The 13,088-nt window shown below is 61.7% G+C and carries 9 protein-coding genes; 7 read left to right on the top strand and 2 right to left on the bottom strand.

Features of this window, described 5'->3' with window-relative positions:
• Both N5D53_RS27065 and norR read right to left on the bottom strand, forming a co-directional pair.
• On the bottom strand, positions 1–3,606 hold a 3,606-nt coding region (locus N5D53_RS27065; protein ID WP_279841102.1), incomplete at its 3' end, for an Ig-like domain-containing protein.
• A 190-nt stretch (positions 3,607–3,796) separates the two neighbouring features.
• On the bottom strand, positions 3,797–5,353 hold the full coding sequence (gene norR, locus N5D53_RS27060; RefSeq protein WP_190869684.1) for a nitric oxide reductase transcriptional regulator NorR: 1,557 nt from the start codon (positions 5,351–5,353) through the stop codon (positions 3,797–3,799).
• Positions 5,354–5,507: 154 nt separating this feature from the next.
• Between norR and hmpA the strand changes: the two genes are divergently transcribed.
• The 7 genes from hmpA to cyoE all read left to right on the top strand — a co-directional run bounded on the left by hmpA (position 5,508) and on the right by cyoE (position 13,027).
• The gene (gene hmpA, locus N5D53_RS27055) at positions 5,508–6,686 is read left to right on the top strand and encodes an NO-inducible flavohemoprotein (protein WP_064491317.1); all 1,179 of its coding nucleotides are present in this window, start codon (positions 5,508–5,510) and stop codon (positions 6,684–6,686) included.
• A 453-nt stretch (positions 6,687–7,139) separates the two neighbouring features.
• A complete protein-coding gene (locus N5D53_RS27050; RefSeq protein WP_003248609.1) occupies positions 7,140–7,646 on the top strand; it encodes a disulfide bond formation protein B in 507 nt (168 codons plus the stop codon).
• 559 nt (positions 7,647–8,205) lie between these two features.
• Positions 8,206–9,147 carry a ubiquinol oxidase subunit II gene (cyoA, locus tag N5D53_RS27045; RefSeq protein WP_003248605.1) on the top strand — a complete coding sequence of 314 codons (942 nt, stop codon included), beginning with the start codon at positions 8,206–8,208 and terminating at the stop codon, positions 9,145–9,147.
• A 3-nt stretch (positions 9,148–9,150) separates the two neighbouring features.
• Positions 9,151–11,169 (top strand): cytochrome o ubiquinol oxidase subunit I, encoded by a 2,019-nt coding sequence (gene cyoB / locus N5D53_RS27040; RefSeq protein WP_010952047.1) that lies wholly within the window; start codon positions 9,151–9,153, stop codon positions 11,167–11,169.
• 3 nt (positions 11,170–11,172) lie between these two features.
• Positions 11,173–11,796, top strand: a complete 624-nt coding sequence (gene cyoC, locus N5D53_RS27035) for a cytochrome o ubiquinol oxidase subunit III (protein ID WP_019436939.1) — start codon at positions 11,173–11,175, stop codon at positions 11,794–11,796.
• Positions 11,796–12,128, top strand: coding sequence for a cytochrome o ubiquinol oxidase subunit IV (cyoD, locus tag N5D53_RS27030; RefSeq protein ID WP_003248599.1), 333 nt, complete (start codon positions 11,796–11,798; stop codon positions 12,126–12,128). Before cyoC ends, cyoD begins: the two co-directional genes overlap by 1 nt.
• A gap of 11 nt (positions 12,129–12,139) precedes the next feature.
• Positions 12,140–13,027: a heme o synthase gene (gene cyoE, locus N5D53_RS27025; protein WP_003248596.1), complete on the top strand. Its 888-nt coding sequence runs from the start codon at positions 12,140–12,142 to the stop codon at positions 13,025–13,027.
• Positions 13,028–13,088 lie beyond the last annotated feature (61 nt).

Here is a 13,088-nt window from a genome sequence, read left to right as displayed (position 1 = left end):
GCCATCGGCCAAGGCCAGGTCAGTCGGTTGCGCGGGCGGCAGCAGGTCAGCCGAGGTGACCGAGCCCGGTTGCGATACGTTGCCAGCGGCGTCGGTGAGGGTGACTTGCAGGGTACTGCCGTCGTTCACGGCAGGGTCCATGGTGATGGCGAAGGTACCATCCGGATTCACCGTGCCCGTGGCAATTACGGTGCCTGCGTCATCGCGCACCTGAACGCTGGTACCGGCATCGCCACGACCGCTGAGCTGGCTGCCGGCAGCGCTGATCACCAGGTTGGTCGGTGCTTCAGGCGGGGTGGTGTCGCCATCGATGTCTGGGGCGGTGACCGAGCTGGTTGGCGATGTGTTGCCAGCGGCATCGGTCGCGGTGGCCTGTAGCACTTCGCCGTCAACTTGTGGCGGGTCGAGGGTGATGCTGAAGCTGCCGATAGCGCCAACTACCACGCTACCCAGCACAGTGGTGCCGTCGGCGGCCAGCACGCGTACGGTGCTGCCCGGTTCGGCACGGCCCGTGATAACGCTGCCGTCCGCGCTCACCGCCAGTTCGGTCGGTGCGGCAGGGGCGGTGACATCCGGTGCGGTGATCTGTGCGGGCAGCGAGGAAACGCCGCCGTCATCGATGGCGACCACGTCCAGCAGTTCGCCGTTGGCCTGAGGCGGGTCGAGGGTTACGGTGAAGCTGCCGTCGGGGCCCGCCACCACAGTGCCAATCAGCGTGCCGTTGGTGTCATGTACTTCCACACGGGTGCCGGCCGGCGCGGTACCGGTGAGGGTGGTGCCATCAGCATTGATGGCCAGATTGCTCGGGCTATCGGGCGCAGTGGTCAGCGGTACGTCGTACTCGGTAGCCACGGACGCATTGCCGCTTGGATCGGTCTGCACCAGGCTCAACTGCTCGCCCGGCTGCGCCGCCGGATCAAGATCAATCAGGAAAGTGCCATTGGCTCCCACAATACCCGTGCCGATCACGGTGCCACTGGCATCACGCACTTCGACAGTGGCGCCGGGTTCGCCGCGACCGCTCAGGGCCGTGCCACCAGGGCCGACCAGGATATCGGTGACCGCATCGGGCGGTGTGATGTCCGGCGCATCGAATTGCAATGGGGCAGAGCTGTTGCCGGCGGCATCCACCAGACGCACGTCGAGTGCTTCACCATTGGTCTGGGCCGGCGACAGGGTGAGGCTGAACAGGCCGTCGGCACCGACGACACCAGTACCGATGACAGCACCGCCGGCATCGCGTACCTGCACGGTGGCACCGGGCTCGCCGCGACCGGTAAAGGTGACGCCATCGGCCAGGGCCAGGTCAGTCGGTTGCGCGGGCGGCAGCAGGTCGGCCGAGGTGATCGAGCCCGGTTGGGATACGTTGCCGGCGGCGTCGGTGAGGGTGACTTGCAAGGTGCTGCCGTCGTTGACAGCAGGGTCCAGGGCGATGACGAAGGTGCCATCTGCAGCGACGGTGCCAGTCGCGAGGATGTTGCCGGCCGCGTCACTCACCTGCACGGTAGAGCCGGCTTCGCCTCGACCACTGAGCTGGCTGCCGGTAAGGCCGATCACCAGATTGGTCGGGGCTTCAGGCGGGGTGGTGTCGCCGCCATCGATGTCTGGGGCGGTGACGGAGCTGGCAACGGAAGTATTGCCAGCGGCATCGGTCGCCGTGGCCTGCAGCACTTCGCCGTCAACTTGTGGTGGGTTGAGGTTGAGGCTGAACACGCCGGTCGGGCCGACCACGGCAGTGCCCAGTTCAGTGCCGTCGGCAGCCACGATGCGCACGGTGCTGCCCGGTTCGGCACGGCCGGTGATAACGCTGCCGTCCGCGCTGACCGCCAGTTCGGTTGGGGCGGCAGGGGCGGTGATGTCGGGCGCGGTGATCTGGGCGGGCAGCGAGGAAATGCCGCCGTCATCGATGGCGACCACGTCCAGCAGTTCGCCGTTGGCTTGTGCGGGATTCAGTTCGATGCTGAAGCTGCCATCGGCGTTGGCAATGGCACTGCCAATCAGGGTGCCGTTGGCATCATGCACTTCCACACGGCTGCCAGCCGGCGCGGTACCGGTAACGGTGGTGCCATCAGCATCGATGGCCAGATTGCTCGGGCTGTTGGGCGCGGAGGTCAGTGGGACGTCGTACTCGGTAGCCACGGACGCATTGCCGCTTGTGTCGGTCTGCACCAGGCTCAACTGCTCGCCCGGCTGGGCCGCCGGATCAAGATCAATCATGAAAGTGCCATTGGCTCCCACAATACCCGTACCGATCACGGTGCCACTGGCATCACGCACTTCGACAGTGGCGCCGGGTTCACCGCGACCGCTCAGGGCCAGGCCGTCAGCGCCGACGGCAATGTTGCTCACCGCATCGGGCGGTGTGATGTCCGGCGCATCGAATTGCAATGGGGCAGAGCTGTTGCCGGCGGCATCCACCAGACGCACATCGAGTGCTTCACCATTGGCCTGGGCAGGCGACAGGGTGAGGCTGAACAGGCCGTCGGCACCGACGACACCGGTGCCAATCAGGTTGCCGGCTGCGTCGCGCACCTGCACGGTAGCGCCAGGCTCACCGCGACCGGTGAAGGTGACGCCATCGGCCAGGGCCAGGTCGGTCGGTTGTTCAGGGGCTGTAGTATCAGGGGTGTCGACGTCCGGTGCCGTGATGTTGGCAACTGGCGAGCTATTGCCTGCCGCGTCTGCAGCGCTGACCTCCAGGGCCTGGCCGTCGCTTTGTGGCGGTTGCAGGGTGATGCTGAACTGGCCGTCCGCACCGGCCACCGCAGTGCCCAGCAATACGCCACCTGCGCCTCGTACGGATACCGTCGAGCCGGGCTCGGCACGACCGGTGAGGGTGTTACCCTGCTCATTGATTGCCAGGTCGGTCGGCGCCAGTGGTGCAGTTGCGTCCGGTGCAGTGACAGTGCCAGGCGCCGAGACATTGCCGGCGGCGTCGGTCAGGGTGACATCAAGGTTTTCGCTGTTGATCTGCGGCGCATTCAACGTCACGTTGAAGTTGCCGTCGGCACCCACTGTGCCGCTGCCGATCAGGTTGCCGGCGGCGTCGCGGATGTTCACCGTGGTGCCTGCTTCGCCACGGCCGGTCAGACGCAGGCCATCCGGTGAAACCAGCAGGTCGATCGGCGTGGCCGGTGCGCTGGTGTCGGGGTCGGAACCGCCGCTGCTGCCCCCGCCTCCATTGTCCGCCGCTGCTGCTGCGCCGCCCACGCCCAGCAGGCTGAGACCGGCAATCGCCCAAGTTGGCATGGCGCTGCCTGCAGTACCGATGCCTGCGACCAGTTCGTCCAGTGAGGCCACTTCTTCGAAGGTGAAACCGGTGAACGCTGCCGCATCGTACTGGGCATGCCACAGGGTGCCGTCTTCGCCGACGAAGACCATATCGCTGCCGACCTCGGCCTGGTCCACGGCGAAGAAGTTACCGATGGTGACCTTTTCCCCCGACTTCAGGGTGACGATCAGGTCCTGCCCGCGCTGGGTGACCGTGGCCACTTTGTCTGGAGATACCGGTATCTGCACGACGCTGGGTGCTTTGAGATTGATATTGCCCCAGGCGCTCTGAGTGGCGACTTCGGATTGCTTATCGGCGACGACGATGTTGTCCATGGATGCTCCCTGCTGATATCCGGATCCCCCGGCCCGAGTGTTCGGGCCACAACCGGCGTAACAGAGCCCTGTCAGGGGTTTTACGCACAGCCTCGACCAGGCAGTCGACAAACGGGTGGTTAGGGAGATATAGCAGCCGGTGGGGAAGCAACCAGATGGCTTTCTGGGTTAATCCTTTGGTAGAAAAACCTCAGCGAAGCCCAAGCCTGCGGGCCAAACGGCTCAGGTTTGCGCGGTCCAGACCGAGTTCGCGGGCCGCTGCTGCCCAGTTGTCCTGATGCCGCTGCAGGCAGGCTTCGATCACCTGTCGCTGGTAAATGTCGACGGCTTCACGCAAGCCGCCTTCAGGCGGGGTGACCACTTGCAGCGGTGCAGCGGGGGAGGGCAGCGTGCCTGGCGTGGCTGCCGACACACGCAGGTCCAGGTCGATGGCTTCGAGGGTGAGGATACGTGGCCGATCAGGGTGCTGGCCCAGCGCCTTGAGTGCCGAGCGGCCGATCAGGTGTTCCAGTTCGCGCACATTGCCTGGCCAGTCGTAGGCGATCAACGCGGCTTGGGCCTCATGGCTCAGGCGCAGGCTGTTCAGGCCAAGCCGTGAACGGTTCTGTTCGAGGAAGTAGCCCGCCAATAGCAGCACGTCACGCCCACGTTCGCGCAACGGTGGCACGTGCAGCGGGTATACGCTGAGGCGGTGATAGAAGTCGGCGCGGAAGTTGCCCGTACGCACCTCGGCAGCCAGGTCGCGGTTGGTCGCGGCGATCAGGCGCACGTCCACCCGGTGCTCGCGGTCCGAACCCAGGCGTTGCAGTTGGCCGCTTTGCAGCACGCGTAACAGCTTGGCCTGGACCGTCAGCGGCAGTTCGCCCACTTCGTCGAGGAACAGTGTGCCGCCGTTGGCCAGTTCGAACTTGCCGCGGCGCTCACCATGCGCGCCGGTGAAGGCGCCGCGCACATGGCCGAACAGTTCGCTTTCCACCAAGGTGTCGGGCAGGGCGGCGCAGTTGAGGCTGACCAGCGGCTTGTCGGCGCGGCTACTGGCTCGGTGCAGGGCCTGGGCCACCAGCTCCTTGCCGACCCCGGTTTCGCCGGTGATCAGCACGGTCAGGTCGCTGCTGCCGACCAGACGAATTTCCTCCACCAGGCGTTTATGCGCGGCGCTCTGGCCAATCAGCTCTCTATCCTGGCCGCTGGCCTGGCGGTAGAGCTCGGCGCGATGGTGTTCGTCTTCGGCGCGCAGGGCCAGGTGCTCGATACGCTCGGCCACGGTAACGGTGGCGGCAGCCAGGCTGGCAAAGGCCTGCAGGGCATCCAGCTCCAGGCTCTGGAACTGCCCGGGGGTGAGGGCGTCGAGGGTGACCAGGCCCCATGGGCGCTCATCGACCATCAACGGGCAGCCCATGCAGTCGTGCACTTCAAGGTCGGCATCGGGGGCATTGACCAAACCATCGTAGGGGTCGGGCAGTTCGGAGTCGCTGGCGAAACGGGTGGGTTCCGGGCGGCTGAGCAGTATCTGGAAACGCGGGTGCTCGCTGACCCGAAAGCGCCGGCCGAGGGTGTCGGGGCTAAGGCCATCCACTGCCAGCGGCACCAGCCATTCCCCGTCCAGTCGCAGCAGTGCTGCAGCATCGCACGGCAGCAGGCCGCGCATGGCTTGCAACAGGCGGCGGTAGCGTTCCTGGTCGGGCAAATCGCGGGACAGGTCGCTGACCAGAGGCAGCAGGGTGGTGAGAAGTGGCTTTGTAGTCATAAGGACTCCTGTGGGTCGATATGACTATACATAGGGGTGGGTCGTTTTGACATGACCTGCATCAAACCCCTGATTTTGCTGGCGATAAAAGTTGGCACGATTGCTGTAATGGCAGGGGCAGTCATTTGAAGCCACAGGCTCAGGAGTTGTTGCAATGCTCAATGCCGAACAACGTGCAATCATCAAGGCCACTGTACCTCTGCTGGAAAGCGGCGGCGAAGCGCTGACCACCCACTTCTACAAGATGATGCTCAGCGAGTACCCCGAGGTACGGCCGCTGTTCAACCAGGCCCACCAGGCCAGTGGCGATCAGCCGCGTGCGCTGGCTAACGGCGTGTTGATGTATGCCCGCCATATCGACCAGCTGGAGCAACTGGGCGGCCTGGTCGGGCAGATCATCAACAAGCATGTTGCCCTGCAGATTCTGCCGGAGCACTACCCGATTGTCGGAAGCTGCCTGCTGCGCGCCATCGAGGAAGTGCTGGGCAAGGACATTGCCACACCTGCGGTGATCGACGCCTGGGGCGCGGCCTATGGCCAGCTGGCCGACATTCTGATTGGCGCTGAAGAAAACCTCTATAAAGAGAAGGAAGAGGCCGAGGGTGGCTGGCGCGGTACCCGTGAATTCCGCCTGGTACGCCGCGAGCAGGAAAGCAGCGAGATCGTTTCGTTCTACTTCGCCCCGGTGGATGGCATGCCGGTGCTCAAGGCAGAACCTGGCCAGTACATCGGTCTGAAACTGGACATTGACGGTGCCGAGCAGCGCCGCAACTATTCCCTGTCGGCGCTGTGCGACGGCAAGGAATACCGCATCAGCGTCAAGCGCGAGGCGGGCGGCAAGGTCTCCAACTACCTGCACGATGAGCTGATGGTGGGCGATACCCTGCAACTGTTCCCGCCTGCGGGTGACTTCACCCTGGCAGCCAGCGACAAGCCGCTGGTGCTGATCAGCGGAGGGGTGGGCATTACCCCGACCCTGGCGATGCTGCAGGCAGCACTGCAAACCCGGCGCGAGGTGCATTTCATCCACTGTGCGCGTAACGGCGCGGTGCATGCCTTCCGGGACTGGATCGATGGCCTGGCGGCGCGTCATCCACAGCTCAAGCGCTTCTACTGCTATGCCGAGCCGGAAGGTGGCGCTGCGGCCGATGCCGTGGGTTTGCTGAGTGAAGACCTGCTCGCCGAGTGGCTGCCGCAGGAGCGTGACGTGGATGCCTACTTCCTTGGGCCCAAGGGCTTCATGGCGGCGGTCAAGCGCCAGCTGAAGGGCCTGGGTGTGCCCGAGCAGCAGAGCCGCTACGAGTTCTTCGGGCCGGCGGCAGCGCTGGAGTGATGTAGCGCCTGTGCCGGCCTCTTCGCGGGCAAGCCCGCTCCCACAGGTATTGCACCGGTCTTGAATGTGGTGCCGTCTCTGTAGGAGCGGGTTTACCCGCGAAGGGGCCGGTACAGGCCTATAGCGTACTCGTCCCCCGCTGCAGCACACTTTTCTGCCTATATATAAAGAAGAGATGAAAGCACCTGCGCAGCTTTCATCCTTAATCATCCTTTAATCACGGTATCCTTCACTCCCGGGTGTCGAGGGGCTTGCCCCTGCGCGGCACCTGGGCAGCCTTTTTTGCCGCCCGGCGTTGAACCGACGTCGTTGCGGCCGGTCTCAGCCACACTGGATAGCCCTGCGCAGTGCTTCCGCGACGCTCCCTCGGCATGCTCACAGGCCATGCCCAGCGTGTAGACTTGCGCCCAGGCAGGCGGACCACGCTGCCACTATCCATCGAAGGAACCGGCAATGAACGAACAAACATCGCGCCTGAATCGGGAACGGCGCTTTCTGGTGCTGTTGGGGCTGATCTGCCTTTCACTGATCGGCGGCGCCCTCTACATGCAGGTGGTGCTAGGCGAGGCACCCTGCCCGTTGTGCATCCTGCAGCGTTATGCGTTGCTGTTCATTGCCGTGTTTGCCTTCATCGCTGCGGCGATGCCCGGGCGCCGCAGCCTGACCTTCTTCGAGGCGTTGGTGGTGCTCAGTGCAATTGGCGGAATCGTTGCGGCGGGCAACCATGTGTATATACTCGCCAACCCCATGGTCAGTTGCGGTATCGATACCCTGCAGCCGATCGTGGATGACCTGCCACTGGCAAAGCTGTGGCCCCTGGCGTTTCAGGTCGACGGCTTCTGCAGCACGCCGTATCCGCCGATCCTCGGCCTGTCGCTGGCGCAATGGGCACTTGTGGCGTTCGTGCTGACCGCCGTCCTGGTCCCGCTCGGTATCTACCGCAATCGACGCCAGGCTTAGACAAAAGTCCCGAATTGCATGGGGTCTTTTGCACCGCATGAGAAGAGGGAAAAGTTGCGCACCGCTTGATCCAGATCAACCCGCAGGCCTTGCAGGATGCGGCTTTGAGGCCTATCAAGCGGGGTGCGACAAACTGTCGCGAAGTTGAATTATCGAGCAGCATTGTTACGGATTCTGTAAAAGACTGTTGCTCAATAAGTCATAGTCAAGGGTTGGCGACCTATCTACAATCGCCCCCAATTTCCGTTCGGCACTGCTTGCGAGTCGCAGGATTGAAGGAAGCCTCAGCGCTCCTTTTTGCTGACTTCGTCAAGTTTCGCCCAACGGCGATACCGGGCGGACACCCCTCCGCGTTTTCCCGCACCAAATGGACTTGGTCTGAAGTACAGGCCTGTTGCCTACGAAACCATAAGCACCGCTAACCCGCTTGAAGCCAAGGTCCTGCAGTCGGACCCCAGGCAGGAGCGAGTACGGGCGCGAAATGCCTCACTTGGCAGGACGAAGTGTTGGCTACCAAAACACAAATTGCATTGAAGCAAGCTGATCTAGAGGTCGTGAGATGAGTAAAAAGCGTTACCCCAGACTGTTTGGCATATTGCCCTTTTTAGGCATGCTTTTACTCAGTGGGTGCAACTGGACCCTGCTCGACCCGAAGGGCCAGGTCGGCATTGAGCAAAAGAACCTGATCCTGATCGCTACCGGCCTGATGCTGCTGGTGGTAATCCCTGTGATCATCATGACCCTGGCGTTCGCCTGGAAGTACCGTGCTTCCAACAAGGCAGCCACCTACACCCCTGACTGGTCGCACTCGACCAAGATCGAGGCCGCGGTATGGATCATCCCGATCCTGATCATCATCGCCCTGGGTTACGTCACCTACCACTCCACCCACAAGCTGGACCCTTATCGTCCGCTGGATTCGGACGTTAAGCCGATTCAGATCGACGTGGTCGCGCTGGACTGGAAGTGGCTGTTCATCTACCCGGAGCAGGGCATTGCCACGGTCAACAAGATCGTCTTCCCGGCTAACACTCCGGTCAACTTCCGCGTCACTTCCGACGCCGTGATGAACTCGTTCTTCATCCCGGGCCTGGGCGGTCAGATCTACGCCATGGCCGGCATGACCACCAAGCTGCACCTGATCGCCAACGAAAACGGCGAATTCGACGGTATCAGCGCCAACTACAGCGGTGCTGGCTTCACCGGCATGAAATTCAAGGCTACTGCCACCTCTCAGGAAGACTTCGACAAGTGGGTCGCTGAAGTCAAGCAGTCGCCGAAGAAGCTGGACAAGGCCGAATACGACGCCTTGGCCAAACCAAGCGAAAACAACCCGGTCGCGCTGTATAGCGAGGCTTCGCCTGAGCAGTTCCAGCTGATCGTCGACAAGTACGAAGGCATGAACCGCGGTCGTAGCCACGAAGAAGCAGGCAGCAAAGATCTGGCCACAACCAAGGGTGTGGAATCGAGTATGCAACCAGCTGCCGGTGCAGAGGAGTAAGAGATGTTCGGTAAATTAAGCCTGGAGGCGATACCCTATCACGAGCCGATAGTCATGGTGACGCTTGCCATGATCGCGCTCGGCGGTATCGCTGTCGTCGGTCTTATCACCTATTTCCGCAAGTGGACCTACTTGTGGAGCGAGTGGCTGACTACTGTCGACCACAAAAAGATCGGCGTGATGTACATCATCGTCGCGATGGTCATGCTGCTGCGCGGCTTTGCCGACGCCATCATGATGCGTACCCAGCTGGCTGCCGCAACCGGCGGCTCCGAAGGCTACCTGCCGCCTGAACACTATGACCAGATCTTCACCGCTCACGGTGTGATCATGATCATCTTCATGGCGATGCCGTTCTTCACCGGCCTGATGAACCTGGCGGTTCCTCTGCAGATCGGTGCACGTGACGTTGCCTTCCCGTTCCTGAACTCCCTGAGCTTCTACCTGCTGCTGGCAGGCGTGCTGCTGGTCAACATCTCGCTGGGCGTTGGTGAATTCGCCAAGACCGGCTGGGTTGCCTATCCGCCGCTCGCGGGCATTCAGTACAGCCCTGGGGTGGGTGTCGACTACTACATCTGGGCGCTACAGCTATCCGGATTGGGTACGACGCTTACCGGCGTGAACTTCCTCGTCACCGTGATGAAGATGCGCGCACCTGGCATGAAACTGATGGACATGCCGATCTTCACCTGGACCTGCACCTGGGCCAACGTGCTGATCGTCGCTTCGTTCCCGATTCTGACTGCTGCACTCGCTCTGCTGACTGTTGACCGTTATCTGGACTTCCACATCTTCACCAACGAGCTTGGTGGGAACCCGATGATGTACGTCAACCTGTTCTGGGCGTGGGGTCACCCTGAGGTTTACATCCTGATCCTGCCGGCCTTCGGCGTGTTCTCGGAAGTAACTTCGACGTTCTCTGGCAAACGCCTGTTCGGCCACCACTCGATGATTTACGCATCGGGCGCGATCGCCATCCTCGGCTTTGCTGTATGGCTGCACCACTTCTTCACCATGGGTGCCGGCGCCAGCGTCAACACCTTCTTCGGCCTGGCGACGATGCTGATCTCCATTCCGACCGGTGTGAAGCTGTTCAACTGGCTGTTCACCATGTACCAAGGCCGTGTGCGCTTCACCGCACCGATGCTCTGGACCCTGGGCTTCATGGTCACCTTCTCCATCGGTGGCATGACCGGCGTACTGCTGGCCGTTCCGGGTGCTGACTTCGTCCTGCACAACAGCCTGTTCGTAATTGCGCACTTCCACAACGTGATCATCGGTGGCGCGGTATTCGGCTACATCGCCGGTTTCGCCTTCTGGTTCCCGAAAGCCTTCGGCTTCACCCTGAACGAGAAGTGGGGCAAAGCTGCCTTCTGGTTCTGGCTGTCGGGCTTCTACGTTGCGTTCATGCCGCTGTACGCCCTGGGCTTCATGGGCATGACCCGTCGTCTGAACCACTCCGACAACCCACTGTGGGAACCCTACCTGTACGTAGCCGTTGTCGGCGCCGTGCTGATCCTGTTCGGTATCGCTTGCCAGCTGATCCAGATCGTCGTTTCGGTCCGCGACCGCAACCAGAACCTGGACGTGACCGGCGACCCATGGGGCGGCCGTACCCTGGAATGGTCGACTTCTTCGCCACCTCCGTTCTACAACTTCGCTCACATGCCTGAGAAAGTTGGTCTGGACTGCTGGCACGAAGCCAAGGAAGCAGGCGTTGCGTACAAGGCCCCGGCCAAGTACGAAGCCATTCACATGCCGAGCAACACCGCTACCGGTCTGTTCATGGGCCTGTTCCTGACTGTCTTCGGCTTCGCCTTCATCTGGCACATCTGGTGGCTGGTTGGCGCGAGCCTGGTTGCAACCATCGCTGTCTTCGTTCGCCACGCTGCACGTGACGACCAGGGCTACATGGTTCCGGCCGAAGAAGTGGCGCGCATCGAAGGCGAGCGTATGAAAGCGCTGGCCAAAGCAGGTGCTCTGCCTGCCGGCGCACGTGTCGAATCGTTTGAGCGGGTGTAATCAATGTCCAGTCAAGTAATGCACGGCGCTGCTCATGGTCACGACCATGGGCACGACGACCACCACCACGACTCGGGCCAGATGACCGTACTGGGCTTCTGGCTGTACCTGATGACCGACTGCATCCTGTTTGCGTCGCTCTTCGCCACCTACGCGGTGCTGTCCGGCAGTTTTGCCGGCGGCCCGTCGGGTCATGACATCTTCCAGCTCGATTTCGTAGCTGTTGAAACGCTGCTCCTGCTGCTGTCCTCGATCACCTTCGGCTTCGCCATGCTGAAGATGTTCGATGGCAAGAAAGCTGGCGTACTGGGCTGGTTGGCTGTGACCTTCCTGTTCGGTGCAGGCTTCATCGCGATGGAAATCTATGAGTTCCATCACCTGATCAGCGAGGGCTTCGGCCCGCAGCGCAGTGGCTTCCTGTCGGGCTTCTTCGCCCTGGTAGGTACCCACGGTCTGCACGTGACTGCTGGTCTGATCTGGATGGCAATCATGATGTACCAGATCAACAAGCACGGCATCACGCCGACCGCCAAGACCCGCATGAGCTGCCTGAGCCTGTTCTGGCACTTCCTGGACGTGGTCTGGATCTGCGTATTCACCGTCGTTTACCTGCTGGGGGTTCTGTAATGGCTAACGCACACGACACTCATCACGAAGGTAATCACGGCAGCGTCAAGTCGTACATGATCGGTTTTGTACTGTCGATCATCCTGACTGCTATCCCGTTCGGCCTGGCCATGACCGCCAGCCTGCCGAAGAACCTGACCGTTCTGATCATTGTTGCCATGGCCGTGATCCAGGTAGTTGTTCACCTGGTTTACTTCCTGCACATGGACCGCTCGAAAGAGCAACGCAACAACGTTTCGACGTTCCTGTTCACCACCCTGGTGATCGCTCTGCTTGTCGGCCTGTCGCTGTGGATCATGTTCAGCATCCACTTCGAAATGTTGGCCAAGTGAGGTAAGACTGCATGTCCGTTAAGCACTTTATCCAAATCACCAAACCGGGGATCATTTTCGGTAACGTGCTTTCCGTGGCAGGCGGTTTCTTCCTTGCCTCGAAGGGCCATGTGGATTTCGCCCTGTTCCTGGCGGTGGTGATCGGTACTTCGCTGGTGGTTGCGTCCGGATGCGTGTTCAACAACTGCATCGACCGTGACATCGACCACAAGATGGAGCGCACCAAGAACCGTGTCATGGTTCAGGGCGGCATGTCGCTGCCCCTCGCGCTGATCTACGCCACCCTGCTCGGGGTGGCGGGTTTCAGCCTGCTGTATGTCCAGGCCAACCCGCTGTCTGCGTTCTGCGCACTGATTGGCTTTGTCGTCTACGTCGGTTTCTACAGCCTGTGGCTGAAGCGTAAATCGGTGCACGGCACCTTGGTTGGCAGCCTGTCGGGTGCCATGCCTCCGGTGATCGGCTACTGCGCTGTGAGCAACAGCTTCGACCTGGCTGCGGTAACCCTGCTGGTGATGTTCAGCCTTTGGCAAATGCCGCACAGCTTTGCCATCGCGATCTTCCGCTTCAAGGATTACAGCGCTGCCAACATTCCGGTTCTGCCGGTGGCACGTGGCATCCTCGCGGCGAAAAAGCAGATCGTGCTGTACGTGCTGGCCTTCGTGCTCGCTACCCTGATGCTTACCCTCGGCGGTTACGCCGGCCTCGGCTACCTGGCCGTGGCTGCTGCCATGGGCCTGTACTGGCTGTACATGGCCTGGGGTGGTTACAAGGCCGAGGACGACAGCAAGTGGGCCCGCAAGGTGTTCGGCTTCTCCATCCTCACCGTCACTGCCCTGAGCGTGATGATGGGTGTGGATAGCCAGACCGCTGCGGACGTGCTGATGACCTACGCTCGCTGAAACTGCTGCCTGTTTCACGAAAACCCCGGCCTCTGCGTCGGGGTTTTTTTATAGGTTTTTT

It is taken from the genome of Pseudomonas sp. GD03862 (assembly GCF_029840855.1).
GTDB lineage: Bacteria > Pseudomonadota > Gammaproteobacteria > Pseudomonadales > Pseudomonadaceae > Aquipseudomonas > Aquipseudomonas alloputida.
The sequence above is the reverse complement of the archived record's forward strand: the minus strand, read 5'-3'. Positions and strand labels throughout refer to the sequence as shown.

Coding starts and splice junctions, on each gene's coding strand:
- norR (WP_190869684.1), bottom strand. CDS start 5,353: ATGACTACAAAGCCACTTCTCACCACCCTGCTGCCTCTGGTCAGCGAC.
- hmpA (WP_064491317.1), top strand. CDS start 5,508: ATGCTCAATGCCGAACAACGTGCAATCATCAAGGCCACTGTACCTCTG.
- N5D53_RS27050 (WP_003248609.1), top strand. CDS start 7,140: ATGAACGAACAAACATCGCGCCTGAATCGGGAACGGCGCTTTCTGGTG.
- cyoA (WP_003248605.1), top strand. CDS start 8,206: ATGAGTAAAAAGCGTTACCCCAGACTGTTTGGCATATTGCCCTTTTTA.
- cyoB (WP_010952047.1), top strand. CDS start 9,151: ATGTTCGGTAAATTAAGCCTGGAGGCGATACCCTATCACGAGCCGATA.
- cyoC (WP_019436939.1), top strand. CDS start 11,173: ATGTCCAGTCAAGTAATGCACGGCGCTGCTCATGGTCACGACCATGGG.
- cyoD (WP_003248599.1), top strand. CDS start 11,796: ATGGCTAACGCACACGACACTCATCACGAAGGTAATCACGGCAGCGTC.
- cyoE (WP_003248596.1), top strand. CDS start 12,140: ATGTCCGTTAAGCACTTTATCCAAATCACCAAACCGGGGATCATTTTC.